Genomic DNA, 24,595 nt, shown 5'->3' on the forward strand with positions numbered 1-24,595 from the left:
GATGAAAGAAATATGGTGGCTCGTTGCTACATCGTTACGCGGTATCATTAAAAATAAGAAAAAGCTTCTCGTTTATTTAGTCGTACCGGTTATTGGCGTTCTCATTGGCTTAGCGGCCTATGGCAATGACGGGCGCTCGTCGTTATCAATCGGTATCGTGAATAATGATCATGGCATACTCAGCGGTGAAACGATCTCTTACTTGAAGAAAACAAATCATCTACAACTCTCAAACATTGCGCCTGCTGCGCTGCAAAAAAAGGTAGCTAATAGTGAATTGGATGGTGCGATTATTATAGATGCGAATTTTACTCGCGATCTTCAGAGCAATAAGATCCCATCTGTAAAAATTATCTCGATTAAAGGTGCAACGGTTACAGCATTTGTAAAGCGAGCGATTAATCAACATGTTCATACACTCATGCAGTTACGGAATGCGAGTAATGGGAACAATGCTACCTTTGAAAAGCGATTAGCTCAGTACAAAGAAAGGTCCTATACACTCTCACAAACAAATGTTGAAAATGTCGGTCAAAACCATAAAATTTCGAATCAAGCAACTGGCTTTCTCTTAATGATTTTGCTAACGGCTGCAGGGGGGTTGTCTGAGCTTATTATTAAAGAACGAGAACGACGTACATTTTTACGCATTATGGCCGCACCTGTTAGTGGCCTTCAGTATGTGATTAGCAATGTACTCGTTAGTATCGTCGTAATGGTTGTGCAAATTGTTATTATGCTCTTTTTCTTAAGTACGGTATTTTCCGTATCACCGGGATTACCACTATGGGAAATGGGGGGAATTCTTTTACTGTTTTCGCTTGCGGGCATCGGTTTATCGCTTACGATTACAGCCTTTTCATCAAGCTCGACGATGGCTAGTGCCTTAAATAATCTCATTTTTGTGCCCACGTGCTTACTGGCTGGCTGCTTTTGGCCGGTAGAAGTAATGCCAAAAGCGATGCAAAAAATTGCTGATTTTCTTCCGCAGCGCTGGGTGTTAGATACATTAACACAGTTACAAAAAGGGCATTCCTTTGCTAGTATCGTTGTAAATTTAGCAGTGATTGCTGCCTTTGCGCTCGCCTTTTTCATGATTGCCTCATATAAGTTTAATCGTAATAACTCCGTTCAAAGTTATATATAAACGAAAAAAAAGGAACGACCGCGTTGCCGCGTCGTTCCTTTTGCTTATAGTGTTTAAGGATTGGTTGACCATAAGCCAGCATTTTTAATGAAAATGCGAGGGTGAAGTTTTAGTTGCGACACCATAAATTCAGCTAAGTCTTCAGGTTGCATAACTTTCTCTGGATTGCCATCTGTTAAGTCTTTCGCAAGATCCGTTGCCACGGTGCTTGGCGTCATCGCACTTACGCGAATGTTATGCTTACGAACTTCCATCATTAACGATTCTGTTAAACCGAGCACAGCAAATTTAGAAGCGCTGTATGCACTCGTAACAGGTGCACCTTTTTGACCAGCTGTAGAAGAAATGTTAATGATGTCGCCGCTCTTGCGTTCAATCATGCTAGGTAGCACAGCATGTGTGACGTTATAAACACCCATTACATTTACTTGTAAAATGTGTTCCCATTCTTCTGGTGAAAGTTCCATAAAGCCGCCGAACTTAGCAATCCCAGCATTGTTAATAAGAACATCAATGGCACCAAGTTCATTTGTAATGTGACTAACGGCTGCTGTAACTGCCTCATAATCCGTTACATCCGCTTCTGCAAGAGAAACGTTAACGCCAAACTCCTTAAGTGCTTGTGCCGTTTCTTCTAAATTGCTCATCGTACGACCGAGCAAGCCAACGGACATGCCTTCTTTGGCAAAGGCAATCGCTGTTGCGCGGCCAATACCACGCCCTGCGCCGGTAATAAGCGCTGTTTTTCCTTGTAGTGATTGCAATTTGAATCCTCCTTTAATTAGTGTTTATGTAGAACAGGGGAATTCCCCTGTTTGTACTACTCTAAATTGGCATGTGTTTGTTTCATACGCTGTTCGGTTATGGAATAACGCTCCATATAGCGAAGAACGACAGCATCAAAGAACAGCAACAGTGTTTGCTCAAAAGTGGAGCCCATCGGTTGCATAGAGGTGTCGTGTACAGGTAACGTTACAACGGCATCTGCATCATTACGCAGTGAAGAGGCTTTTGATGCCGTGACTGTAATAATTCTACCGCCACTTTCTTTTGCTTTCTTTGCCATCAGTTTCAAGCTAGCCGTTTCTCCTGATCCAGAAGCAAACACGATTACATCGTCTTTCGTAAAAGAAGGTGTGGATACATCGCCTACGGTATAGGCTTGTCGACCAAGGTGCATTAATCGCATGCAAAAAGCTTTCGCCATCAGCCCGCTACGTCCTGCCCCAGCAATGAAAATTCTTTTGCCTTCTGTAAGATGATCAATAAATGTATCAAGTTCTTCTTGAGATAGAGATCCTTTTAACTGCTGTAATTCTGAGATAATCGCATCAAACGGAGAGGTAGTCATACCAATTAACCTTGTTGAACCGCTTGTTGGATGCTTGCTGCTGTTTCTGTTGGTTGCTCGGCATTTGTAATACCACCACCAACAATCACAAGATCAGGTTTTGCTGCAATCACTTCTTTAACCGTATCGAGCTTAATACCACCCGCAACCGCTGTTTTTGCATTTTTAACAACACGTTTAATGGTTTTTAAGTCTTCAAATGGATTTTGACCTTCTGCTTGAAGATCATAACCTGTATGAACACAAATATAGTCTACGTCTAACTTGTCCAGTTCTTGTGCACGAGTCGCAATATCTTTAACGGCAATCATGTCTACAAGAATTTTTTTATTATGCTTTTTCGCTTCTTGAACGGCACCACGAATGGATTCATCTTCAGCTGCCCCAAGAATGGTAATAAGATCAGCGCCTGCTTCAGATGCTTTCATCACTTCATAGCCAGCAGCATCCATAATTTTTAAATCAGCTAATACTTTTAATTGAGGGAAGGCGTCTTTCATTTTTTTTACAGCATTAAGACCTTCGTTAATAATAACCGGTGTTCCGATTTCTACGATGTCAACGTGATCCTCGACTTTTTTAACAAATTCAACAGCTTCATCTGCAGTTAGTAAATCAATCGCAAGTTGTAATTCCATGATGTATAGACTCCCTTCGTTTAGATAAGTACTGATTATAACGAGTAAGTTTCTATTTGTGAAATAAAACGCTCAGCATTTGTCTAATTTAGTACGTAGATGGGAGACATTCAGTGCATAGATTCCCTAAATCATTTATAATGTGAAACGAATTAAGAGACTGAACATCTGAAAAAAAGAAGGATTTGATACGCTTGATTTATGTGCAATTATTTATTTCGTTTTTTCGATCGGGCATTTTAGGTTACGGCGGGGGGCCTTCAACAATTCCGCTCGTCCAAAAAGAGGTTGTTCATACGTATAAGTGGATGACGGATGAAGAGTTTGGTGATGTGCTTGCCTTAGGAAATGCGTTACCGGGGCCTATTAATACGAAGATGGCAGGCTATATCGGCTATAGAGTCGCTGGCCTTTTCGGCATGCTTGTAGCCGTCCTGGCAGCAATTTTGCCAACGATTGTTCTAATGATTGTATTATTAAGTTCGCTATTAAAAGTGAAAGATGAGCCATGGGTTCATGGTATTACCCTCGGGGTCTTACCAGTTGTTGCGGTGATGCTCGCTGTTTTAGCATGGCAATTTTTCCAGAGTGCAAAAAAAGGCTTGAGATTGAAAATAAGTCTCCTTCATATTGTCATTACGGTTGGATTGTTAGTAGGCTTAAAGCTACATCCAGCCATCTTAATTATCGTTCTATTAGGCTATGCCTTGTTGGCACCAGTGAAAAAGACGGAAAAAGAAGGTGAGCGCTCGTGATGTATTGGCATCTTTTTCTCGCATTCTTTATTCCTGGCATTCTTGGCTATGGAGGTGGACCAGCGTCTATACCGCTCATTGAAAATGAAGTTGTCGATCATTATCATTGGATGACGGTGAATCAATTTACAGAGGTATTAGCACTAGGCAATGCTTTGCCGGGTCCTATTGCTACGAAAATGGCCGGATACATTGGGTATGAGCAAGGTGGCCTTCTTGGCTCATTGCTTGCTGTAACGGCGACCGTCGCCCCTTCTTTACTTTTGATGATTGTTTTCTTACGTTTAATCTACAAATTTAAGGATTCCCCTCGTGTTAAAAAGATGACGCTTTATGTGAAGCCGACAATCGCTGTATTGCTTGGCGTGATGGCCTATGATTTTTTTGCAGAATCCCTTCATGCCTCAGGCTTATATCAAACAGTCGGTATTGCTGTTGTTGCGTGGTTTTTAATGGAGCGCTTGCGCATCTCACCAGTGTTTGTCATTGTGGCCTCTATCGTGTACGGTGCCCTTTTTCTTGGACATGCCTAACTCATAAAAAATGGCTGGATCATCAGTTTTTGGTGATGATCCAGCCATTTTTTATATCGATTGTTTTACATTCAAGATTCGCGCGCAGGAGTATTCGGTTCGCGCGCAGGAGTCCGGTTCGCGCGCGGGAGCATTCGGTTCGCGCGCAGAGGCCCCACGTTCGCGCGCAGGAGCCCCCGATTCGCGCGCAGAGGTACCACGTTCGCGCGCAGGAGCATTCGGTTCGCGCGCAGAGGCCCCACGTTCGCGCGCAGAGGCCCCACGTTCGCGCGCAGAGGTACCCCGTTCGCGCGCAGAGGTACCCCGTTCGCGCGCAGAGGCCCCACGTTCGCGCGCAGGAGCCCCCGATTCGCGCGCAAACAAGGCAAATCACCTTTCAGAGTATGTGCAAGAGATGTAAAAGAGAGCAAATTAAGATCAAGTGCTTCAAATAGACCAAAATTTGAGCAGAAATAGGTGCAAACTCTTCAATAATTTCAAAAAGAGTGGCTCGCGCGCAGAGGCCCCAGTTCGCGCGCAGAGGCCCCAGTTCGCGCGCAGAAGCCCTCGATTCGCGCGCAGAGGCTCCACGTTCGCGCGCAGGAGTCCCTGATTCGCGCGCAGAGGCCCCCGATTCGCGCGCAGAGGCTCCACGTTCGCGCGCAGGAGTCCCTGATTCGCGCGCAGAGGCCCCCGATTCGCGCGCAAACAAGGCAAATCACCTTTCAGAGTATGTGCAAGAGATGTAAAAGAGAGCAAATTAAGATCAAGTGCTTCGAATAGACCGAAATTTGAGCAGAAATAGGTGCAAACTCTTCAATAATTTCAAAAAGAGTGGCTCGCGCGCAGAGGCTCCAGTTCGCGCGCAGAAGCCCCCGGTTCGCGCGCAGAGGCCCCACGTTCGCGCGCAAAGGCCCTCGCTTCGCGCGCAACAGCCTCAAATTCACGCACAAACAAGGCCAATCACCCCAAACAACGTATGCAATGGATTAAAAAAGCAAGTAAATCGAGATTCAAGCCCTCAATGCGTCACGAAACAGCGAATCAGAGGGAATAGTGTGACCTAAGTCTTTTTTAGTGACTTTTTGTTTGACGTTGTGTTCTCAGTAACAGAGGAACAATCGTCCCTGCAAGCACGAGTCCAAAAGCGATTGCGCCACTCATGAGGAACGTTTGTGAGCCTAGTTGAATGGCTGCATTATAATCGTTCTCAACAAGCTTACGCATCGTATCGTAGGCACCACCTCCAGGAACGAGCGGAATGATCCCAGAAACACTAAAGATAATGACGGGCATACGTTGGAGGCGCGCATACACGTGACTAATGGTTGCAACAATAAAGGAAGCAAGCGCAGTCGCTAAAACGAGATCGAATTGCGAGGCTCCTGCCATCTGCTCGTAAATAACCCATCCAATCATCCCGCAGATTCCACCGGGTATGAGTGCTTTTCGAGGTACATTAAATAAAATACCAAACCCAGCAGAAGCTAAAAAACTCGTCCAAATCGCTTCAATCATAAAAAACCTCTCCTTCTTACAATGTGACAATCACAAAAGCAATGCCTGTTCCGATGGCAAAGGCCGTTAACATCGCTTCTGCACCGAGTGAAAGACCAGAAACAAGGTGACCTGCCATGAGATCGCGAACGGCATTCGTAATGAGAACACCTGGTACAAGCGGCATAACAGCACCGATGATAATTTTATCAAGCTGATTACCGACACCATAATCAACGGCAAGCTTTGCAATTAATCCGATAAAAAAGGCGGCCATTAATTCTGAGAAAAAGCGAACCGATATATAGCGTTTTACACTAACAAAAATACTATAGCCTACGCCACCTGCAACCATTGACGGAATAAAATCATGATAATTGCCTTTAAACATTAAAGTAAAACAACCACTAACAAATACGGCTGCGATAATTTGCATCCAGGCTGGGAATGCAACAGGCTCTTTTTCGATAGTATGAAGTTCTTTTAGCGCATCGACTAGTGGTAACGATTCTTGAGCCACTTTTCGTGAAAGATCGTTAACGAGCGTTACGACGTGAAGATCAGTCGCACGATTGCTAATTCGGGCAATTTTCGTATAATCTCGTAGTTCGCCTCGTTCTCGTAAAGATAAAATGATCGCCGTTGGTGTGACGAATACTTGTGCTGTTTCCGCTCCATAATTCGTCGCCAACCGCGTAATTGTATCTTCTACTCGGTACGTTTCCGCGCCGCTTTGTAACATGAGTTTACCTGCTAATAAACTTACTTCCATAATGCCTTCTATACTATGTGTGTTCATGAAATTCTCCTCTCATGAGCTGTAACAAATGACCACAATCGTTCCTATTTTACACTTTTCCTTGGCACGCGCAAACCTTAAATAAGAAGACTGTATAATTCTTCCCTCGTTCGTTTACCCTACCGTTACATAGAATGAGCGAAGGAAGAGGGAGATTGTAATGGTTCAGTCATCATCAGACATCGAAAATAATAAAGAGCGCTTACTTGAAAATCTTCATCAGCCTAGTGATTTTGCAACGAGAGCCATTACGTTTCAAGGCAAGCGCGGTTTGCTTCTGTACTTAGAATCGGTCAGCGATACGGTGAAAATTCAAAAAAGTATTCTGACCCCATTAAGCAGTAATGAAAAAGCAACCATTGAAGAAACGGTGACGAGCGCAAAAGTGGGTGTGTATACAAACATCAATGAGGCAGCAACGCGTCTGTTAAAAGGTGATTGTTTGCTTCTTATTGAAGGAGATTGCTCCATTTACGCGGCGAGCGCAGAATCGGAAGTTAGTCGGGCGCCAGAGGAACCGTTTAATGAAAAGGTCGTTCGTGGCTCTCATGATGGTTTTGTGGAAAATATGAATCAAAATATTGGGATGATTCGTAATCGGATTGAGGATACAGATCTCGTTTTTAAACAATTTTCTGTTGGCAAGAAAACGAAAACAAAAGTGGTCTTAGCTTATATGGACAGTGTGGTAAATAAAGATATTTTACAAGAAGTAGAGCGCCGAATTGAAAGTATAGCAATTGATATGATTGTAAGTCCGGGATTTATGGTGGAGTTTCTAGAAAATAAATCATTTTCGCCGTTTCCGCAATTTCTACCAACGGAGCGTCCTGACCGAGCTGCGGCTCATATTATGGATGGACGAATTGCCCTTTTATCAGAAGGCACAGCAACTTCTTTAATCTTACCGGTCACATTTATTGCTTTTTTTCAATCACCAGATGACTTTAACTCACGTATTTTATCAGGCTCGTTTTTTCGGCTGTTGCGCATGTTAAGTTTTCTAGTCGCCACAACGTTACCAGCCATTTATATTGCCATTATCGGTTTTCACTTTGAAATTCTTCCTAACGAACTTGTTTTACCTATTAAAGCTTCACTCGAAGGTATTCCGTTTCCACCGATTGTTGAAGCCTTTATTATGGTTTTTACGATTGAATTAATTCGGGAAGCGGGTGTGCGTTTGCCAACACCTATTGGACAAACGATTGGTATTGTTGGCGGTTTAGTCATTGGTGACGCGGTTGTTAATGCTGGTTTTATTTCAAATGTGATGGTGATTGTGATTGCAATTACCGCCGTTGCTTCTTTTACGGTCCCAACTTACGAAATGGGGGCCTCGATTCGTCTACTTACCTTTCCATTAATGATTGCCGCCTCGTTATTAGGTTTTCTAGGCATTGTAATGGGAATGATGATTATTTTATTGCATTTATGCAAATTAGAATCGTTTGGGACACCGTATTTTTCTCCTTTTGCGCCAATTGATTTACAAGGATTAAAAGATTCTATTATTCGTTTTCCGATATGGAAAATGAATCATCGTCCGCGCGATGTACAACCGAAAGATACTGATCAACAACAACGAACGAGAGGATGGGCAAAACGTGCGCCTAAAAAAAGACGATAGCATTACCTCTGCCCAATTTACGTTTTTTTTGCTGCAAACCCAAATCGGGGTTGGTATTTTATCAATGCCCTACAACATCCATCTGATTGCTAAAAGCGATAGTTGGGCATCTGTCATTGTTGCCGGCTGTGTGATTCAGCTTTATTTGTTTTTATTTTATCGCTTAACCGTTAAATATCCGACGTTGTCGCTATTTGATCTAGTCGAAAAGCTGTTTGGGCGCTATATCGGTCGCTTTGTTATCTTTTTGTATATCGTCTTTTTTCTATTAATGGCTGCCTCCATTTTATCGATGTTTTCACAAGTCATCTGTTTGTGGATTTTACCCCTAACCCCACGTTGGCTGCTCATTATTATTATGGGTGGTATCGGCGCGTATGCGGTTCGTGGACCGATTAAAAACCTAGCACGTTTTTTCGTATTTGTTTCCGTTTTACTCATTTTTTTCATTGTTCTTGTCGTGTATGGTTTTTTTGAAGCAGATTATTTAAATGTACTACCCATGGGGAAAGAGGGCTTTATGCCCATTGTAAAAGGGTCAGAAAAGGCGATGTATTCCATGTTAGGATTTGAAGTTTACTTAATCGTAGCACCGTTTGTAAAAGCCAAGCCTTATGAAAAATTAAAAGCCGCTACTATTTCAAACGTATCCGTCACCGCTCTTTATACATTTTTAACGTTTATGTGCATCGTCTTTTTCGGTATAAAAGAATTCGATCTCGTGCCACAACCTATTTTATATATGATTAAATCGTTCTCTTTCGAAGTACTTGAGAGAATTGATTTAGTATTTCTTTCATTTTGGATTGTTTCTGTAGCGACAACGTATATGGGTTATTTACTAGCCGCCGCTAGAGGCATGCTCGCTCTCGCAAAAACACCCAGAAAAGAACATACACCTTTTGTAAAACTAGCACTCATTCCAACCCTATTTATTGCTACGATTCCACACGGTGTTTATGAAGCAGCGACGATGTTAAATGAGATTTCACGTCTTAGTCTCATTTTTGTCTTTCTCATTCCAACGCTACTCGTCATTCGCTCATTCATGGGGAAAAAGAAGGGAGATACTTCTCATGATCATACATAAAAAAATCCTTGTTTTGTTTCTGAGTGGATTACTACCACTCTGTATGTTAACAGGCTGTTGGGATCAACGACTCATTAAAGAATCAAGACTTATCCTCGTAGCAGGTCTTGATGTATTACCGAATAATAAAATAGAAGATACAGTTATATATCCGGTTGTTAATAAAACATCGGGTTCCTCTGGTGAAGTTAAAAGCGTGATGGCATCTTCTTACGGCGTGACGACCCGTGATGCCCGCTTCCGTCTGGATAAAAAAGTATCGCAAAACTTTGATCCTTCCAAAAATCGCGTCTTTCTATTCGGAGAAAAGCTAGCGCGTCAAGATATGTATGCAAGTTTAGATGTGATATATCGCGATCCAAAAGGGGCAGTCAATGCGATGGTAGCGGTTGTGAAAGGGACAGCAAAGGATGCGCTTTCGATTAAGTCCGAAGATTCGCCGTTATTAAGCGTGTATTATCCTCAGTTATTAAGAAGCTCTAGTGAAATTGGATTGTTTAAAATTACTACTGTTCAATCAATCTGTGCTTCAATGTTCGATCCAGGCATTGATTTTGTAATGCCGTATATTAAACCAAATATGAAAACGAAGGATCGCACGAATGTGATTGGAACCGCTCTCTTTCATAAAACAAAAATGACAGGAACGCTGAATGAAAAAGAATCTCTCATGTTAATGCTTTTAAACAAAGAAAAAGCACATTATTCACGCTTTACATTTAAAATAACCAATAAACAAAAAGTAAAAGAAGAGGACTACGTTACCATTACGGTCAATAAACTGAAGAGAGATTGGTCAATTAAAATCGATAAAAATAATCATATTACGGTTCCGATTACGCTTTCGATTAATGCTGCAGTAAATGAACTGCCGAGTGATCATTTAAACAGCCATCAACGCGCCATCAAAATTGAGAAAAAAGTATCAAAAGAAATGACTCAATTAGCTAAAAAAACATTATCAAACTTGCAACAAGCAAATGCTGATATCCTTGGTGTGGGCAAACATATTCGTGCATTTCAAAATGACAAATGGATCAAATTAAACTGGGACAAAGATTACAAAAAGATTACATTTGAACCAAAAGTAAAGGTAACGATTACCCAACATGGCATAATTAACTAGTCACACACAAACATAGGAGGATCGCAGAAGATGAAATCGTTTATTAGTAAGTTTATTTGTGCACTGCTTTTAATTAGTGCATCGACATCGGTACAGGCAGAAGCGAAAGCGAATGCGAAGCCATCGTATACAATTACACCGAACACAAGTCCGATTGATAAAAGTATGAAGAAGTATAGTACGTATAATCACTATACAAAGCACTATTATGTTTTGCGTTCTTATTTAGAAAAACTGGAGAAAACAGGTGGAGGTACGTTAACGTTAAAGGCTGGAACGTATACCATTTCTAATACAGTGTATATTCCATCTCATGTAAAAATTATTTTAGATGGTGCGACGATTAAAAAAGGTGTTAAAACAGGAACAAGCCGTTTTCCAGCTTCGAAATCTATTTTCCAACTCATCGCTCCTTCAAAAGCTGCAAAACATGGTGTGTATGGAAAGTATGATGGAGAAAAGAACATCGCTATTCTTGGTAAGCATAAGGCATCCATTGATTTAGGGTACGCAGATACAACGTTTGCGATTATTGCTGGGCATAACCAAAATGTAACGATTGAAAATATTACATTCCGCAATATGCATAGTGGACATTTTATTGAAATGGATGCAACAAAAGGAGCGCTCATCAAAGGAAATCGCTTCTTAAATTCAGTAGCATCTGTAGATAAAAATAAGGAAGCGATTAACCTTGATACACCGGATCGCTCTACAAAAGGATGGAGTCAAGAATGGAGTAAATTTGACTGCACCGCAAATAAAGATATAACGATTGAAAACAATCAATTTTATAACTTAGATCGTTCAATTGGAACACACAAGTATTCTGGTGGCAGTTATCATGATCATATTGTTGTGAAGCATAATGATATTGAGAAAATGCGCGAAGACGCTATTCGCGTAATGAACTGGTCGCATGCTGAAATCTCCGATAATACCATTCATAATGTAGCAGGTGGAGAAAGTGGAAAGCGGGGTATTTTGGCAAGTGGAGCCATGGATCCAACGTTTAAAAATAATCGGTTTCAACAAGTTGGTCGTCCGATTCAATTTATGGTATGGAAAAATAGTGGACCAGGATCTCAGTATGAAGAAACAGGTAATGATTTATCAAGTGCTAACAAAAAAGCGTTAAAAACGAATGTTGTAAAACAACCCACTGAGAATTTTATTCGCATTAATAAATACTGGAATCAATTTGAGCATCCAGAGAAAATTTATGTACATGTGACACACTAAACAAAAAAGGGACTCGCTTAGGGAGTCCCTTTCTGTTTTTGTTTCTACGATTAAACGAAGAAACCGCCGCCGCCAAATCCAAATCCAGTACCATAACCAAATCCGCAACCGCCACAACCGCAACCGCGTCCGCAACCACCATAACCGCGTCCACAACCGCCGTAACCGCGTCCACAACCGCAACCGCCGTAACCGCCGCAGCCACATCCACAAGAAGAACTTGAAGAACTAGAAGAGCTAGAAGAACTAGACTCCTGACGACACCCACAACCATAACCTTTTCTAAATAAACCCATTCAAATGGCCCCCTTTTAACTTTCACCAGAAGTTGTTCTGGATAGTACATCATATGTAGAAAAGGACAAGATGTACTAGACTTGCGCCTTTAAATACTGTTTATTTTTTTAAAAAATGAAAGAGTGAATACTAGGAGAAGCGTTGTGTGAAAAAAAGAGATCCGTGCAGCGATGCACGGATCTCTTCAATACTATTTTTTATAGCCTTTACAACGTTTGTAGCACCCATGTCCATAACGACCATGACTACCATAATACCCGTGTCTTCCATAAGAACCGTACTTTTTACGACAACATTTTTTTCGTGACATTCCGAATTCCCCCTTTATTATCTAACGACGATACAAAAAGCTTCGTCAGATAATCTAGTATATGATTCTAGAACAAAAGTGGTACTAAACAAATGCGCTACTTTTTTGCGAGAAGTATATAACCGACGGCTCTCGTCTTTTAAAAATTTACTAACAGCCCCCCTAGACTAAGGGGTGAATACATTTAAAGCGTTGCACTCACTCAATAGAGATGAGAGTTTCACTTTGCCGAAGAAAACAACCGTTTCTATAGGTTTTTAAATGCAACTAGCATAGGGCAATTACAAATGAACGGGACTTCGTTATCTGTTTTTTTCTTACTATATAAATCTATCTCCACAAAAAAACCAATCATGTACTTTTTAGAGTACATGATTGGGGATTCAAATTAGCTCAGCTAAAGAGTTGGCTTTCTAGAGAATTAGTCACCACGACGCTCAACGTGACGACGGCCATGGCTTCCATATTTGTATCGGCCTTTACCGCCATAACGACCGTGACTTCCGTAATAACCATAGTTTTTACGATATTTTTTTCTAGACATGAAAATTCCCCCTTTAGATTCCAACGATGTTCCGAAGAAGAATCGCTGGATAATGTAATATATGTTGGTAGAGTTAAAAGGTACTAGTCAAGCGTATAAACAGTCGTAAAATGTATGCTTACCTAGCAATTCTCTTTAACTTGAAAAAAAGACTAAAATCTCAAAGGACTTTAGTCAAGAAGTTATACCCATTTATAGATAAGGTTATTGTAGTTTTTCTCAGATGGTTTTTCGGCAGTAGGGATCACATCAACGACGAGCATTCGATCGCCATCAATGGTTTTTTCGAAAGATTCCCCGATCCATATTTTCATTTCTTTATGCTCCCAAAATCATGTTGAAAGGCAAGAAGAGCATTTTTGGAACAAAGATCAATTTTAACGCCTTGTTTTTGAAGTTTACTAATAAGCTCCTTTAGCTTTTTTGTCATGCTTTCTCATTCCTTTATGATTAGTGTAGGGCCGACCCCTCATTTGATCTTGAGACAAGTATACAAGATATTTTCTCTTATCTACGGCTTTTGAAAAAAATCCCACAAGTGCGAAAATTGCTGTAAAGCTTTCGACATTCTATGTGAATTGTTTCATAATTCCTTTCTTTAATAGCCGTTTCCTTTTGTCTTCAAACCTACTTTGTGAAAAAAATGTCGAATGCCAGCGTTTCATTCATGTATAGGCTGTATTCTTTTAAGAAACATTAAACGTAATGTGTATAAAGAAAGGTTGAGATACCGTGAAGTACCTTGTTTTTATCGTTAGTTTGCTTGTTATTTTCCTGCTTGCTTTTCTCGTAAGTAACAATAAACGGCATATTAAATATCGTCCGATTATCGTTATGCTTGTGTTGCAGTTTATTCTTTCTTACATATTACTGAATACCTCTGCAGGTCTTATTGTGATTCGCGGTGTTTCGCAATTGTTTCAGAAGTTATTGGCCTATGCAGCGGCCGGTGTTAATTTTGTATTTGCGGGTACAGTCAATGAAGGAGCGACGCCATTTTTCTTTAATGTGCTGTTGCCGATCATTTTTATTTCTGTGCTTATTGGGATTGCGCAACATATTCGTCTTTTACCTATTATTATTTCATGGCTCGGCTGGTTGTTAAGCAAAGTAAATGGACTAGGGCGCTTAGAATCGTATAATGCAGTTGCTTCAGCTATTTTTGGGCAGTCCGAAGTATTTATTTCGGTTAAAAAACTACTCGGACACTTGCCGAAGCATCGCATGTATACGCTATGTACATCGGCTATGTCGACTGTTTCTGCCGCCATTCTTGGTGCTTATATGACCTTAATTGCTCCGAAATATGTCGTTACAGCACTCATTCTTAACTTGCTTGGGGGCTTTATTATTGCGAATATTATTAACCCTTACGAAGTGTCAAAAGAAGAAGACATTATTGAAGTTCAAGAAGAGCGGCAAACCTTTTTTGAAATGCTAGGAGAGTACATTCTTGACGGCTTTAAAGTCGCTGTCATTGTTGGCGCTATGTTAATTGGTTTTGTTGCGCTTATTGCGGGTATCAATGATGTATTTGACATCGTTTTTGGTATTAGTTTTCAACGAATGCTTGGCTATGTGTTTGCTCCGTTTGCCTTTATAACAGGTGTGCCACTTGCTGAATCCGTTCGGGCAGGGACGATTATGGCTACGAAGCTCGTATCAAATGAATTTGTAGCGATGCTCGATCTTGGCAAGATGAAGGATTTATCACAACGTAGTATTGGTATTATATCGGTGTTTCTCGTTTCTTTTGCGAACTTCTCCTCGATTGGTATTATTTCCGGGGCGGTAAAAGGTCTTCATGAAGCTAAGGGAAATGAAGTCGCAAAGTTTGGGATTAAATTGCTTTATGGCGCAACACTCGTTAGTCTTTTATCCGCATCAATCGCTGGTTTAATGTTATAATAATCGGAAAAGAGCTGTTTACTTTTATCTTAGTAAACAGCTCTTTATATAGAGAATGAGTCTTAATAGAATAGGGAGTTGTAGCATGGATCAACAAGCAATTATTGCCTTAAGTATTTTTCTGATTACATACGGATTAATCATTTCGGAAAAAGTGCATCGAACCATCGTTTCAATGCTCGGTGGTGCACTGATGGTCATGTTCGGTATTGTTAGCCAAAAATCTGCTATTCACCATATTGATTTTAATACGGTCGGTTTACTCGTTGGGATGATGATCATTGTAACGATTACAGCTGAAACGGGGTTATTTAAATTTATCGCCATTTGGGCAGCGAAAAAAATGAAAGGCTCGCCTATTAAAACGTTGATTGCGCTCGGTTTGATTACAGCTGTTGGTTCTGCGTTTTTGGACAATGTGACGACGGTTCTTCTCGTTGTGCCGGTTACATTTAGTGTAACGCGAAAGTTGAATTTAAACCCGATACCGTTTTTAATGACGGAAATTTTTGCCTCTAACATTGGTGGTACGGCAACGATGATCGGTGACCCGCCTAATATTATGATTGGGAGTGCGGTAAAAGAGCTAACATTTTTAGCGTTTATTGAAAACTTAGCTCTCATTTGTGCCCTTATTTTAGTCGTAACGATTGCGATTTTAGCGCTGTTTTACCGAAAAGGGTTAAAAACACAACCGGAATTAGTAGCACATCTTATGCAGCTTGATGAGAAAAAGGAAATTGTTGATGCTAAGCTCTTGCGTAAATGTTTACTTGTGCTTGCACTTACGATTGGAGGCTTTTTCTCTCATCAGTTTATTCATGTGGAAACAGCAACGATTTCACTAATTGGAGCCTTTCTGCTGCTGTTGTTAAGTGGAGAGAAGTATTTAGAACATGCTCTTGAAAAAGTAGAATGGCCAACGCTCTTTTTCTTTATTGGCTTGTTTGTGATTGTCGGTGGCCTTGTCGATACAGGACTGATTGCCACCGTCGCGCAAAAAGCAGTGGACTGGACCGGCGGAGATGTAACGGCAGCGACGTTTTTAATTCTATGGATGAGTGCAATTGCTTCTGCCTTTGTTGATAACATTCCATTTGTTGCTACCATGATTCCGATGATTAAGGAAATGGGTCATGCGGGTATTACGAATCTTGATCCATTATGGTGGAGCTTATCACTTGGCGCTTGTCTTGGCGGTAACGGTACGTTAATTGGCGCATCAGCCAATCTTGTTGTTGCAGGGCTTGCTAGTAAAGAAGGATATAATATCTCCTTTGTGAAATTTATGAAAATTGGCTTTCCGCTCATGATTGTTTCCATTCTTATTTCTAGTGTGTATGTGTATTTACGTTATTTAGTATAAAAGAAAAAAGCTAGCCGATGCTCTTGTGAGCGTTGTTTAGCTTTTTTTCATGGCGGGAAAAGCAGGAAGTAAGATAAAAGCGTAGAAAAACGATACACTAGATAGGCATTGTTAAAAAAGAGATGTGGTGAAGAAATGGAATTTATAACAACACAATGGCAGGAAAAATGGTTAAAAAGATTAGCGCAGCTTGGTGAACAATTTGCTAAACGAGCACCAAAGCATGATCAAGAAGGAACGTTTCCTTTTGATAACTTTAAAGACTTAAGGGAAGAAGGGTATTTAGCTTTAACGGTTCCAAAAGCATATGGTGGTCAAGAAATCACCTTGCATGATTTTATTTTATTACAAGAAGAATTGGGCCGTTATGATGGTTCGACTGCGCTTTCAGTAGGCTGGCATCTTGGCGTATTAATGGATTTACGAGAAAGCAAAGAGTGGCGTGAAGAGACGTATGAGAAGCTGTGCCGAGCCGTCGTTACAAAAGGGTCTCTTGTCAATCGCGTATCAAGTGAACGTGCTACTGGCAGTCCGACACGAGGAGGAAAGCCAGAAACGACAGCAGAACGAAAAGATGGGAACTGGGTTATTTCTGGCGTGAAAGCTTTTGCATCCATGGCACCTGCGCTTGATTATTTCATTATTACAGCTACCATCCAAGAGACAGGGGAAGTCGGTACGTTTGTCATTCCGAAAGACGTGGCTGGCTTATCTATTGAAGAAAGATGGGATACGCTTGGTATGCGAGGAACGCGTAGTGATGATCTGCATTTGGATCATGTCGTCGTTAGGGAGGATGCGTTTGTCGGGGAAGTAACGAAGCCGAAGCACCCTGTACCTAAAGGTTGGCTGTTGCACATTCCAGCCTGTTATTTAGGAATTGCGCGCGCTGCAAGAGATGAAGCGGTTGCGTTTGCAAAATCATATGCTCCTAATAGTATAGAAGGGACGATTGCAAGCTTGCCAGCCGTGCGCGATAAAATTGGTTTAATGGACCTTGAATTGTTAAAGGCTCGCCAATTTATGTACGGTGTCATTGAACGGTGGGAACAAGCACCCGATCGACGCCACGAGCTAACCGAAGCATTAGCCGCTGTTAAATATATTGCGACGAATAGCGCGCAGAAAATTGTTGATTTAGCGATGCGCGTTGAAGGTGCGCACGGTTTATTCCAAACGTCTCCGCTCCAGCGGTATTATCGTGACGTTCGTGCGGGTTTGCATAATCCGCCGATGGATGATGCTGTGATTGCGCTATTTGCTAAAAAAGCATTAGATGAAGATGAATAGGAAAGAAAAGCGGCTCATTTTGCTCGCTTTTCTTCAATTAATATAGAAAGTAGCACGTAAGATCAATCATTTGCATACCCTAGGGGGGTATGGTATTATGATGACAAAGGAGGTTGGGCAATGGATCATAAAGAACCAAAAGTTGAAGCTCACTGCTCAACAGAACGAAAAAGTCATCACTCCGAAGTAACAAAGACAGGTCTAACCACACGCCTTAATCGAATTGAAGGACAAATTCGAGGAATTAAAGGCATGATTGAACGCGATACGTATTGCGATGATGTGCTTACGCAATTAGCTGCTGTTCAATCCGCTTTAAATGGTGTTGGGAAAATCATCTTAGAAGGCCATATGAAAAGCTGTTTAGTAGAACGTATTCAAGACGGTGAGCTAGAAGTGGTGGATGAGTTATTAACAACGATAAAAAAACTAATGAAGTAAAAGGAAGGAAGATACTAATGGAAAATATTACTTTAAATGTACAGGGAATGTCTTGTGGTCATTGTGTCAAAGCTGTAGAAGGTAGCGTTGGTAAACTTGCAGGTGTTGATACAGTGAAGGTTCATCTAGAAAGTGGGACAGTAGCCATTGCTTTTGATCCAAGTAAAACGTCTCTAGATGAAATTAAAGAAACAATCGACGAGCAAGGCTACGATGTTGTAGCATAAACCAAAACGTGCAGCAATGCACGTTTTTCTACCAGTAAAATATACCCCATGGGGGTATAGGAGGGTGATCTCAATGGGGAAAGAACGTCAATTAAATGTACCGATTACGGGCATGACCTGCGCAGCCTGTGCGACACGCATTGAAAAAGGCTTAAAGAAAGTAGACGGTGTGTCAGAAGCAAATGTGAATTTAGCCCTTGAGCAATCAAGTATTTCATATGATTCTTCCATAACGACACCACAAGCTTTTCAACAAAAAATTGAAGATTTAGGCTACGGTGTTGCGTTAAATAAAGAAGAGTTTGCCGTTACGGGTATGACCTGTGCTGCGTGTGCGACACGTATTGAAAAAGGTCTTTCCAAGCTTAATGGGGTTTTTTCAGCCAACGTAAATTTAGCACTTGAAACAGCCACGGTTACGTATAATGAAAAAGACATTACACCGCGTGAGATGATGCAAAAAGTAAAAGATCTTGGCTATGAAATGACTAAGAAAGAAGGCTCAGAGGAACAAGCAACAGAAAAACGAGAGCAGGCATTGCAACGGCAATCACGCAAGTTTATCATTTCCTTGCTTTTATCGTTGCCATTACTCTGGTCAATGGTTAGTCATTTTTCCTTCACCTCTTTTATTTATGTGCCCTCACTTTTTATGAATCCATGGGCGCAGCTCGTGCTGGCAACGCCTATTCAGTTTGTTATTGGTAGTCAATTTTATGTAGGTGCTTATAAAGCGTTGCGCAACAAGTCTGCCAATATGGATGTATTAGTTGCGCTTGGGACATCAGCTGCTTATTTTTATAGCATATATTTAGCAATTCAAGCAGCGATAGCAGGCGAAGGGATGCCGGCGCTCTATTTTGAAACGTCAGCCATTTTAATTACGCTCATTTTACTCGGAAAATGGTTTGAAGCGAAAGCAAAAGGACGTTCTTCAGAAGCCATTAAAAAATTAATGAATTTACAAGCAAAGACAGCTCTTGTTGAACGGGAAGGTGTTCAACAAAGCATTCCGTTAGAAGAAGTTGTTGTAAATGACATTGTTCTTGTGAAACCAGGTGAGAAAATTCCAGTTGACGGCATCGTACTGCAAGGAACTTCTGCTGTGGATGAATCGATGCTAACGGGTGAAAGTGTGCCGATTGATAAAGCAGAAGGCGCTGAAGTAATCGGCGCAACGCTTAATAAAAACGGCTTCTTAAAAATAAAAGCAACAAAAGTAGGTCGTGAAACAGCGCTAGCGCAAATTATTAAAGTCGTAGAAGAAGCACAAGGATCAAAAGCTCCTATTCAACGATTGGCAGATCAAATCTCAGGTGTATTCGTTCCAATCGTCGTAGGGCTCGCACTTGTTACATTTCTTATATGGTTGCTTTGGGTGCAGCCGGGCGATGTTTCAAGTGCTGTTGAGAAGCTCATCGCCGTTCTAGTTATTGCTTGTCCGTGTGCGCTTGGCCTAGCAACACCTACGTCCATCATGGCCGGCTCAGGACGCTCCGCAGAATACGGCATTCTCTTTAAAGGTGGCGAACACCTTGAACGGACCCATGAAATTGATACGGTGCTGATCGATAAGACGGGAACCGTAACGAATGGTAAACCAGTGTTAACGGATGTTCTTCCTTATTCTTCTCTGTCAGAAGAACAACTGCTGAAGTTTGCAGCAACTGCTGAAAGCCAATCTGAACATCCTTTAGCGCAAGCAATCGTAGAAGGCGCAAAGGCACGTTCCTTGGCAATCGAAGCGCCAACTTCTTTCGAAGCACTTCCAGGATACGGCATTAGTGCTCACATCGAGAATGCAACTTTATTGGTGGGAACGAGAAAGCTCATGAAAGATAACAACATAGATGTCGCAGAAGGGCTTTCTGCAATGGTTGACTTAGAAGAAACAGGTAAAACAGTCATGCTCGTTGCCTATGACGGTGTTTTTGTTGGACTGATTGCTGTTGCTGATACGATAAAAGAAAACAGTAAAGAAGCGGTGGCGCGCTTAAAAGACATGGGTCTCTCAGTTATTATGGTAACAGGCGATAATGGTAAAACCGCCCATGCCATCGCTCAACAAGCGGGCATTGACACTGTAATTGCCGAAGTACTACCAGAAGGAAAAGCCGCTGAAGTTCAACGTTTACAACAAGAAGGACGTAAAGTTGCGATGGTCGGTGATGGCATTAATGATGCACCTGCCTTAGTTGCTGCTCATATTGGAATGGCGATTGGCACAGGTGCCGACGTAGCCATGGAAGCAGCAGATCTTACCCTTATTTCTGGCGATCTTAGAAGTATTGCGGATGCGATCTTTATGAGCAGAAAGACCATTGCAAATATAAAACAAAACTTATTTTGGGCCTTTGCTTATAACGCCATCGGAATCCCGATTGCAGCAGCTGGCTTCCTCGCACCATGGTTAGCAGGTGCTGCTATGGCCTTTAGTTCTGTGTCCGTTGTCTTAAATGCGCTTCGACTACAAAAAGTATCGATTAAACGATAAAAACGAGGCTGGAGCATAAAAAACGGCTTCATCATCATTACTGGTGATGAAGCCGTTTTTTTTGTTGCTTGTTATCTTAATGTAGATTGGCTTGCAATTTCCAGTCGTGAACGCACCGCCTCGATTATTTTTTCGCTTCCATGCGAACGCATGAAAAACAAGAGTATGTGCAAGGAGGACCAATGAAAAGTTAAGTCCTCAAATGCACCGGAAGTTCGAGTAGAATAGAGAGGAAACGCTTTAATAATTGCCAAAAGAGTGATTCGCGCGCAGGAGCCCCTGATTCGCGCACAAACAAGACAAAACATTCCTCAGAGCATGTGCAAGGGATAAAAAAGAGAGGAAATCAAGATCTAAGGTCTCGAATGCGCCAAAAAATTGAGTAGAAATAGCGAGCAAACAAATTAATAATTGCGAAAAGAGTGATTAACGCAAGAGAACCCGATCCGCGCGCAAACAAGACAAAACATTCCTCAGAGCATGTGCAAAGAATTCAAAAAAGAGTCAATCAAGATTCAAGCCCTTTAAAGTGTCACAAAACAGAGTCAGTAGTGTGTCTCAAGTCCTTTTTTTGTGAAATGCATGTTTCATTAGGCGCCGTCGCAAAAAGATAGACGGGCCTATTGCCGATTGTGAGTTCTTTTTCTAGAATCATCCCTATTTTTTTAGCCACTTTTTGCGAAGCGATGTTAGCAGGCTGAATGAGCGAAATGAAGCGTTGTTTTTGAACATGCATCTCGCCATAATTACGCAGCGCTAAAGCGGCTTCCGTTGCATAGCCTTTACCCCAATACTCTTTCGCGATCCAATAACCTATTTCAAATTCCTCTACGCCATGAATTATTTGAGGGACAATTCCGGCATGTCCGACGGAAACGCCGTCTTCTTTTCGAACGAGTACCATCAGCCCCAAGTGAGTGCTCCTGTTATAGGTTTGATAAATCCAGTCTAAAAATTTTTTAGCTCCTATGCGGTCTCTTGGATGCCCATCCCCAATGTATGTAACCATTTCAGGGTTCCCTACCAAGGAATATAGAAAATCAAAATCTTCATCTTGATAGTGTCGAAATAATAATGCATCTGACTGGATGTTCACGATGAATCCTCCTTAGCGGTTTTGTAGTACTGGTTATTTCTGTTAACTAGTATTTAGGATAGCAAAGCACCATCGGAGCGTCTACCGTTAATGGTCTAAAAAAACAAGTGAAAGATGGATAAGCTATTGGTGATGAGCATTTTTATGCCATAGCCAATAAAAACGAAAGCAAAACTAAATTCTACCCAGTGCTGAATTCGTTGAACTACCTGTCGTAAAGCAGCGAGACCGAGGATAGGCAAAATCGTCACATACCATATAGAGTTTCCGATGAGAAAAACAGCAGGTAAAAGCAACGGATCTTCTGCTAATTGCAGCGGTGTCATAAACGAAGGGAAAATACTAATGAAAAATAAGCTTACTTTTGGATTGAGTAAGTTACTCCAAAGCCCCCGTGTATACGCTGTTTTAAAAGAGAGTGTTTCTCTTTGTCCATCAAAAGAATAGTAGCGTTTGCGAAAAAAGAGCGTGTAAAGACTGCGACACCCAAGCTGAAGTAAGTAGCATGCCCCTCCTAGGGATACTAGTAAAAATAAAATAAACGATTCACGGATGAGTGCGGATAAGCCGAGAATGGAGAGTGCTAAATGAAGAAGAAAGCCTGTACGATTCCCAAGCAGGGTCATATATCCATAGCGTGTCCCAAGAGTCAGGGTGTGCTTTGACATTAAAAAGAAATCCGGTCCAGGTGAGACGGCAAGAGCCAGTCCTAGTAAGAAAAAAGAAGTCATCTCATTCTTCCTTTTTTGTTTTTCCTATATGTATGTCCGATAAATAGGTTTCAGACGAAAAAGAAATACGATACGATAGAGAAGTAAGCAAAGATGCAGGCAGGAGTGGACACTTTGAAATTATTTCACTATCATTTCTGGACGGATAAAGTAGAAGAGACCGAACAGTTTTATCGCAAGCTTGGCTTTACGGTCATTGGCCGCCACGCCATGGGGAAAGGCACGATCGTTACGTATCATCCGCCTCTCGATTGGAACGATTTTCGCGAAGAATCCCCACTGTTTCGAATAATAGAAGTAGGTAATGGCGAGGTGCGTATTACGTTTGGAGCGGGAAAAGCGTCACTTTTCGATCATATTGGTTTTCTCGTAAACGCAGATGAGCTGCATAAACTATGTAATCGTGCGGAGGTACTCGGTTGGAAAGTAGCCCGTGGCGAGAGGCGTACGTTTATACATACACCGTACCGTTTTAAATTAGAGCTTCAACTACGGCATGACCTTGTTCAAGAAACAGACATCGCTCTTCGGGCAGTAACCCTAGAAGTGAATGATGATGAGGTAGAACAACAATTAAGACGCCTTTTTAATGGAGAGTTACCAGCAGTAAACATTACAAAAGGAGAACGTGTTCACTTAAAAGAAGTTCATTTTCAAGGATTGAGCGTGCAAGAAAACGATCCTAATGGGGTAAAACTCAAGGGCGAAGAAGCGGAATAAAAAAAGAAGTCTCTTTCCAATGACGAGGAAAGAGACTTTTTGGCGTTAAAGAATGGTTACTTTAAATTCTTTTAAGCCATATACAAACGCACTTTCAATGGGCTCAAGTGTAAAGGAAGCAGCACGTTTGAAGGAAGGAAAGCGTTTGATCCATTCTTCAAGAATAACTTCTGCTTCTAGGCGAGCTAGCGGTGCACCAAGACAAAAGTGAATGCCTTTACCGAATGCTAAGTGGAGATTTGGTTTGCGATCAATGATAAATTGCTGACTGTTCGGGAATTGTTGTTCATCGCGGTTGGCAGAACCAATCCAAGGTACGATGAAATCACCGGCTTTTAACGAGTGACCGTGTAAATCCATATCCTCTTTTACAACGCGCCCCATTGCTTGTACGGGAGAGCGATAGCGCAGCACTTCTTCAATCGTCAGCGGTAATGTTGCTAGCGGATTCTCCTTAATGCGTTCGTACGCCTCAGGAAATTCTGTGAAGCAATAAAAGGCATTGCTAATTAAATTTGTAGTTGTCTCGTTTCCAGCAATTAGCAGTAAAATACAAAAGCCAATCAGTTCATCTTCTGTTAACGTTACACCTTGCTCTTCTGCTTGGAGGAGCACAGAAATAATATCTTCGCCAGGTGTTTCTCGTTTGAGGGCAATCATTTCTTTAAAATAGTGAAAGAGTTCCTTGTTTACACGTTCTTGTTGTTCCATTAGAGCAGAAATTGTTTCTGGCTTGTTATCTTTTGGACCAGCTACAACCCAATCAGACCATTCTTTAAATTTCTCTTGATCTTCAATCGGAACACCTAATATTTCTGAAATAACAATAACAGGTAAAGGATAGGAAAGTTGTTCAACGATATCGACTTCGCTTTTAGGATCAATTTTATCTAGCAACATAGTGGCAATGCGAGCAATGCGTGGTTTCCAATGTTTCATTACTTTAGGTGTAAAGGCACGATTTACGAGGGCGCGCATACTTGTATGTTTTGGTGGATCAATGCCAATCAGGCTACGTTCAAGCGGTGTTTTTTCACTGTCCGCTTTTTTTTGCGAACGGTCGGATGAAAACAAGTCTTTATTTTCAAGGACCATTTTTGACGTTGCATAATCAAAAACATCCCATGCTTCGCGTTCAGAATCCCAGCGGATTGGTGACTCTTTCCTCATTTTTTCATACCATTTAAAAGGTTCATAGCGATCTTCTTTTGTTAAAAGAGCAGATACTTGGCGCATCGTTGGCCGACGTTTCGTAGTACTCACAGAAATAGCCTCCCTCCAAATTTTGGTGATACATCCAAAGCATAATACTAGATAGTGGAAATAACAAAGATTAGCCTATTTTTTTCAAGGAAAACATGCTTAAGTATTAGTTTTACTTATG

General features: G+C 41.4%; 26 protein-coding genes. 15 read left to right on the plus strand and 11 right to left on the minus strand.

From position 1 onward, the window contains the following. Position 1 precedes the first annotated feature (1 nt). The gene (locus A374_RS02500; RefSeq protein WP_007200601.1) at positions 2-1,147 is read left to right on the plus strand and encodes an ABC transporter permease; all 1,146 of its coding nucleotides are present in this window, start codon (positions 2-4) and stop codon (positions 1,145-1,147) included. Between the two features lie 53 nt (positions 1,148-1,200). On the opposite strand, the gene A374_RS02505 is transcribed toward A374_RS02500, so the two are convergent. Genes A374_RS02505 through hxlA form a run of 3 tightly spaced genes read right to left on the minus strand, consistent with a single transcriptional unit; the run spans position 1,201 to position 3,136 of the window. Next, positions 1,201-1,911 carry a 3-ketoacyl-ACP reductase gene (locus A374_RS02505; RefSeq protein ID WP_007200602.1) on the minus strand — a complete coding sequence of 237 codons (711 nt, stop codon included), beginning with the start codon at positions 1,909-1,911 and terminating at the stop codon, positions 1,201-1,203. Between the two features lie 56 nt (positions 1,912-1,967). Further along, entirely contained in the window at positions 1,968-2,498 is a 531-nt protein-coding gene (gene hxlB / locus A374_RS02510) for a 6-phospho-3-hexuloisomerase (protein WP_007200603.1), read from the minus strand. A gap of 5 nt (positions 2,499-2,503) precedes the next feature. Further along, complete coding sequence (hxlA, locus tag A374_RS02515; RefSeq protein ID WP_007200604.1) at positions 2,504-3,136, minus strand: 3-hexulose-6-phosphate synthase; 633 nt, start codon at positions 3,134-3,136, stop codon at positions 2,504-2,506. 194 nt (positions 3,137-3,330) lie between these two features. On the opposite strand from hxlA, the gene A374_RS02520 reads away from it, so the two are divergent. From A374_RS02520 to A374_RS20445, 3 genes are read left to right on the plus strand one after another with little or no spacing between them, the layout of a single operon-like run. Next, entirely contained in the window at positions 3,331-3,891 is a 561-nt protein-coding gene (locus A374_RS02520; RefSeq protein ID WP_007200605.1) for a chromate transporter, read from the plus strand. After that, positions 3,888-4,424 (plus strand): chromate transporter, encoded by a 537-nt coding sequence (locus tag A374_RS02525; RefSeq protein WP_040340250.1) that lies wholly within the window; start codon positions 3,888-3,890, stop codon positions 4,422-4,424. Before A374_RS02520 ends, A374_RS02525 begins: the two co-directional genes overlap by 4 nt. A 10-nt stretch (positions 4,425-4,434) precedes the next feature. Next, positions 4,435-4,824 (plus strand): hypothetical protein, encoded by a 390-nt coding sequence (locus A374_RS20445; RefSeq protein ID WP_156793104.1) that lies wholly within the window; start codon positions 4,435-4,437, stop codon positions 4,822-4,824. Positions 4,825-5,477: 653 nt separating this feature from the next. On the opposite strand, the gene A374_RS02540 is transcribed toward A374_RS20445, so the two are convergent. Both A374_RS02540 and A374_RS02545 read right to left on the minus strand, forming a co-directional pair. Continuing rightward, the gene (locus A374_RS02540; RefSeq protein ID WP_007200609.1) at positions 5,478-5,921 is read right to left on the minus strand and encodes a threonine/serine exporter family protein; all 444 of its coding nucleotides are present in this window, start codon (positions 5,919-5,921) and stop codon (positions 5,478-5,480) included. A 16-nt stretch (positions 5,922-5,937) separates the two neighbouring features. Continuing rightward, on the minus strand, positions 5,938-6,699 hold the full coding sequence (locus A374_RS02545; protein ID WP_007200610.1) for a threonine/serine exporter family protein: 762 nt from the start codon (positions 6,697-6,699) through the stop codon (positions 5,938-5,940). A 160-nt stretch (positions 6,700-6,859) separates the two neighbouring features. Between A374_RS02545 and A374_RS02550 the strand changes: the two genes are divergently transcribed. The 4 genes from A374_RS02550 to A374_RS02565 are packed head-to-tail and all read left to right on the plus strand — an operon-like array spanning position 6,860 to position 11,787. Next, on the plus strand, positions 6,860-8,329 hold the full coding sequence (locus tag A374_RS02550) for a spore germination protein (protein WP_007200611.1): 1,470 nt from the start codon (positions 6,860-6,862) through the stop codon (positions 8,327-8,329). Next, complete coding sequence (locus A374_RS02555) at positions 8,307-9,419, plus strand: GerAB/ArcD/ProY family transporter (RefSeq protein WP_007200612.1); 1,113 nt, start codon at positions 8,307-8,309, stop codon at positions 9,417-9,419. Before A374_RS02550 ends, A374_RS02555 begins: the two co-directional genes overlap by 23 nt. After that, the gene (locus A374_RS02560) at positions 9,406-10,545 is read left to right on the plus strand and encodes a Ger(x)C family spore germination protein (RefSeq protein WP_007200613.1); all 1,140 of its coding nucleotides are present in this window, start codon (positions 9,406-9,408) and stop codon (positions 10,543-10,545) included. The genes A374_RS02555 and A374_RS02560 overlap by 14 nt, the downstream gene beginning before the upstream one ends. Before the next feature lie 30 nt (positions 10,546-10,575). Beyond that, on the plus strand, positions 10,576-11,787 hold the full coding sequence (locus A374_RS02565; protein ID WP_007200614.1) for a right-handed parallel beta-helix repeat-containing protein: 1,212 nt from the start codon (positions 10,576-10,578) through the stop codon (positions 11,785-11,787). A 50-nt stretch (positions 11,788-11,837) separates the two neighbouring features. Here A374_RS02565 and A374_RS02570 read toward each other — a convergent pair whose 3' ends face one another. The 3 genes from A374_RS02570 to A374_RS21245 form a co-directional block, all read right to left on the minus strand. After that, positions 11,838-12,083, minus strand: coding sequence for a hypothetical protein (locus A374_RS02570; RefSeq protein WP_007200615.1), 246 nt, complete (start codon positions 12,081-12,083; stop codon positions 11,838-11,840). Between the two features lie 732 nt (positions 12,084-12,815). After that, entirely contained in the window at positions 12,816-12,938 is a 123-nt protein-coding gene (locus A374_RS21240; RefSeq protein ID WP_274517041.1) for a hypothetical protein, read from the minus strand. A 182-nt stretch (positions 12,939-13,120) separates the two neighbouring features. Further along, positions 13,121-13,252: a hypothetical protein gene (locus A374_RS21245; protein ID WP_274517042.1), complete on the minus strand. Its 132-nt coding sequence runs from the start codon at positions 13,250-13,252 to the stop codon at positions 13,121-13,123. A 418-nt stretch (positions 13,253-13,670) separates the two neighbouring features. Here A374_RS21245 and A374_RS02575 point away from each other — a divergent pair, with 418 nt between their 5' ends. The 6 genes from A374_RS02575 (at position 13,671) to A374_RS02600 (ending at position 20,664) form a co-directional block, all read left to right on the plus strand. Further along, complete coding sequence (locus tag A374_RS02575) at positions 13,671-14,846, plus strand: NupC/NupG family nucleoside CNT transporter (protein WP_007200616.1); 1,176 nt, start codon at positions 13,671-13,673, stop codon at positions 14,844-14,846. 85 nt (positions 14,847-14,931) lie between these two features. Further along, on the plus strand, positions 14,932-16,212 hold the full coding sequence (locus A374_RS02580; protein WP_007200617.1) for an ArsB/NhaD family transporter: 1,281 nt from the start codon (positions 14,932-14,934) through the stop codon (positions 16,210-16,212). Positions 16,213-16,347: 135 nt separating this feature from the next. Then, positions 16,348-17,502 (plus strand): acyl-CoA dehydrogenase family protein, encoded by a 1,155-nt coding sequence (locus A374_RS02585; RefSeq protein WP_007200618.1) that lies wholly within the window; start codon positions 16,348-16,350, stop codon positions 17,500-17,502. A gap of 120 nt (positions 17,503-17,622) precedes the next feature. Next, on the plus strand, positions 17,623-17,943 hold the full coding sequence (locus A374_RS02590) for a metal-sensitive transcriptional regulator (RefSeq protein WP_007200619.1): 321 nt from the start codon (positions 17,623-17,625) through the stop codon (positions 17,941-17,943). Between the two features lie 17 nt (positions 17,944-17,960). Next, positions 17,961-18,170, plus strand: a complete 210-nt coding sequence (gene copZ / locus A374_RS02595) for a copper chaperone CopZ (protein WP_007200620.1) — start codon at positions 17,961-17,963, stop codon at positions 18,168-18,170. Positions 18,171-18,243: 73 nt separating this feature from the next. Further along, the gene (locus tag A374_RS02600) at positions 18,244-20,664 is read left to right on the plus strand and encodes a heavy metal translocating P-type ATPase (RefSeq protein ID WP_007200621.1); all 2,421 of its coding nucleotides are present in this window, start codon (positions 18,244-18,246) and stop codon (positions 20,662-20,664) included. 532 nt (positions 20,665-21,196) lie between these two features. On the opposite strand, the gene A374_RS02605 is transcribed toward A374_RS02600, so the two are convergent. Both A374_RS02605 and A374_RS02610 read right to left on the minus strand, forming a co-directional pair. Beyond that, positions 21,197-21,760, minus strand: a complete 564-nt coding sequence (locus A374_RS02605; RefSeq protein WP_007200622.1) for a GNAT family N-acetyltransferase — start codon at positions 21,758-21,760, stop codon at positions 21,197-21,199. 95 nt (positions 21,761-21,855) lie between these two features. Continuing rightward, entirely contained in the window at positions 21,856-22,491 is a 636-nt protein-coding gene (locus A374_RS02610; protein WP_007200623.1) for a LysE family translocator, read from the minus strand. Between the two features lie 114 nt (positions 22,492-22,605). Here A374_RS02610 and A374_RS02615 point away from each other — a divergent pair, with 114 nt between their 5' ends. Beyond that, entirely contained in the window at positions 22,606-23,211 is a 606-nt protein-coding gene (locus tag A374_RS02615; protein WP_007200624.1) for a VOC family protein, read from the plus strand. A 45-nt stretch (positions 23,212-23,256) separates the two neighbouring features. Here A374_RS02615 and A374_RS02620 read toward each other — a convergent pair whose 3' ends face one another. Continuing rightward, positions 23,257-24,474 carry a cytochrome P450 gene (locus A374_RS02620; RefSeq protein ID WP_007200625.1) on the minus strand — a complete coding sequence of 406 codons (1,218 nt, stop codon included), beginning with the start codon at positions 24,472-24,474 and terminating at the stop codon, positions 23,257-23,259. Positions 24,475-24,595 lie beyond the last annotated feature (121 nt).

It is taken from the genome of Fictibacillus macauensis ZFHKF-1 (genome assembly GCF_000269865.1).
GTDB classification, from domain to species: Bacteria; Bacillota; Bacilli; order Bacillales; family Fictibacillaceae; genus Fictibacillus_C; species Fictibacillus_C macauensis.

What these genes read in the sequence shown, in the direction of transcription:
- A374_RS21240 (WP_274517041.1), bottom strand. Translation starts at nt 12,938, where the DNA reads ATGTCTAGAAAAAAATATCGTAAAAACTATGGTTATTACGGAAGTCAC.
- A374_RS02570 (WP_007200615.1), bottom strand. Translation starts at nt 12,083, where the DNA reads ATGGGTTTATTTAGAAAAGGTTATGGTTGTGGGTGTCGTCAGGAGTCT.
- A374_RS20445 (WP_156793104.1), top strand. Translation starts at nt 4,435, where the DNA reads ATGGCTGGATCATCAGTTTTTGGTGATGATCCAGCCATTTTTTATATC.
- copZ (WP_007200620.1), top strand. Translation starts at nt 17,961, where the DNA reads ATGGAAAATATTACTTTAAATGTACAGGGAATGTCTTGTGGTCATTGT.
- hxlA (WP_007200604.1), bottom strand. Translation starts at nt 3,136, where the DNA reads ATGGAATTACAACTTGCGATTGATTTACTAACTGCAGATGAAGCTGTT.
- A374_RS02585 (WP_007200618.1), top strand. Translation starts at nt 16,348, where the DNA reads ATGGAATTTATAACAACACAATGGCAGGAAAAATGGTTAAAAAGATTA.
- A374_RS02590 (WP_007200619.1), top strand. Translation starts at nt 17,623, where the DNA reads ATGGATCATAAAGAACCAAAAGTTGAAGCTCACTGCTCAACAGAACGA.
- A374_RS02540 (WP_007200609.1), bottom strand. Translation starts at nt 5,921, where the DNA reads ATGATTGAAGCGATTTGGACGAGTTTTTTAGCTTCTGCTGGGTTTGGT.
- A374_RS02565 (WP_007200614.1), top strand. Translation starts at nt 10,576, where the DNA reads ATGAAATCGTTTATTAGTAAGTTTATTTGTGCACTGCTTTTAATTAGT.
- A374_RS02550 (WP_007200611.1), top strand. Translation starts at nt 6,860, where the DNA reads ATGGTTCAGTCATCATCAGACATCGAAAATAATAAAGAGCGCTTACTT.
- A374_RS02610 (WP_007200623.1), bottom strand. Translation starts at nt 22,491, where the DNA reads ATGACTTCTTTTTTCTTACTAGGACTGGCTCTTGCCGTCTCACCTGGA.
- A374_RS02500 (WP_007200601.1), top strand. Translation starts at nt 2, where the DNA reads ATGAAAGAAATATGGTGGCTCGTTGCTACATCGTTACGCGGTATCATT.
- A374_RS02545 (WP_007200610.1), bottom strand. Translation starts at nt 6,699, where the DNA reads ATGAACACACATAGTATAGAAGGCATTATGGAAGTAAGTTTATTAGCA.
- A374_RS21245 (WP_274517042.1), bottom strand. Translation starts at nt 13,252, where the DNA reads ATGAAAATATGGATCGGGGAATCTTTCGAAAAAACCATTGATGGCGAT.
- A374_RS02560 (WP_007200613.1), top strand. Translation starts at nt 9,406, where the DNA reads ATGATCATACATAAAAAAATCCTTGTTTTGTTTCTGAGTGGATTACTA.
- A374_RS02580 (WP_007200617.1), top strand. Translation starts at nt 14,932, where the DNA reads ATGGATCAACAAGCAATTATTGCCTTAAGTATTTTTCTGATTACATAC.
- A374_RS02600 (WP_007200621.1), top strand. Translation starts at nt 18,244, where the DNA reads ATGGGGAAAGAACGTCAATTAAATGTACCGATTACGGGCATGACCTGC.
- hxlB (WP_007200603.1), bottom strand. Translation starts at nt 2,498, where the DNA reads ATGACTACCTCTCCGTTTGATGCGATTATCTCAGAATTACAGCAGTTA.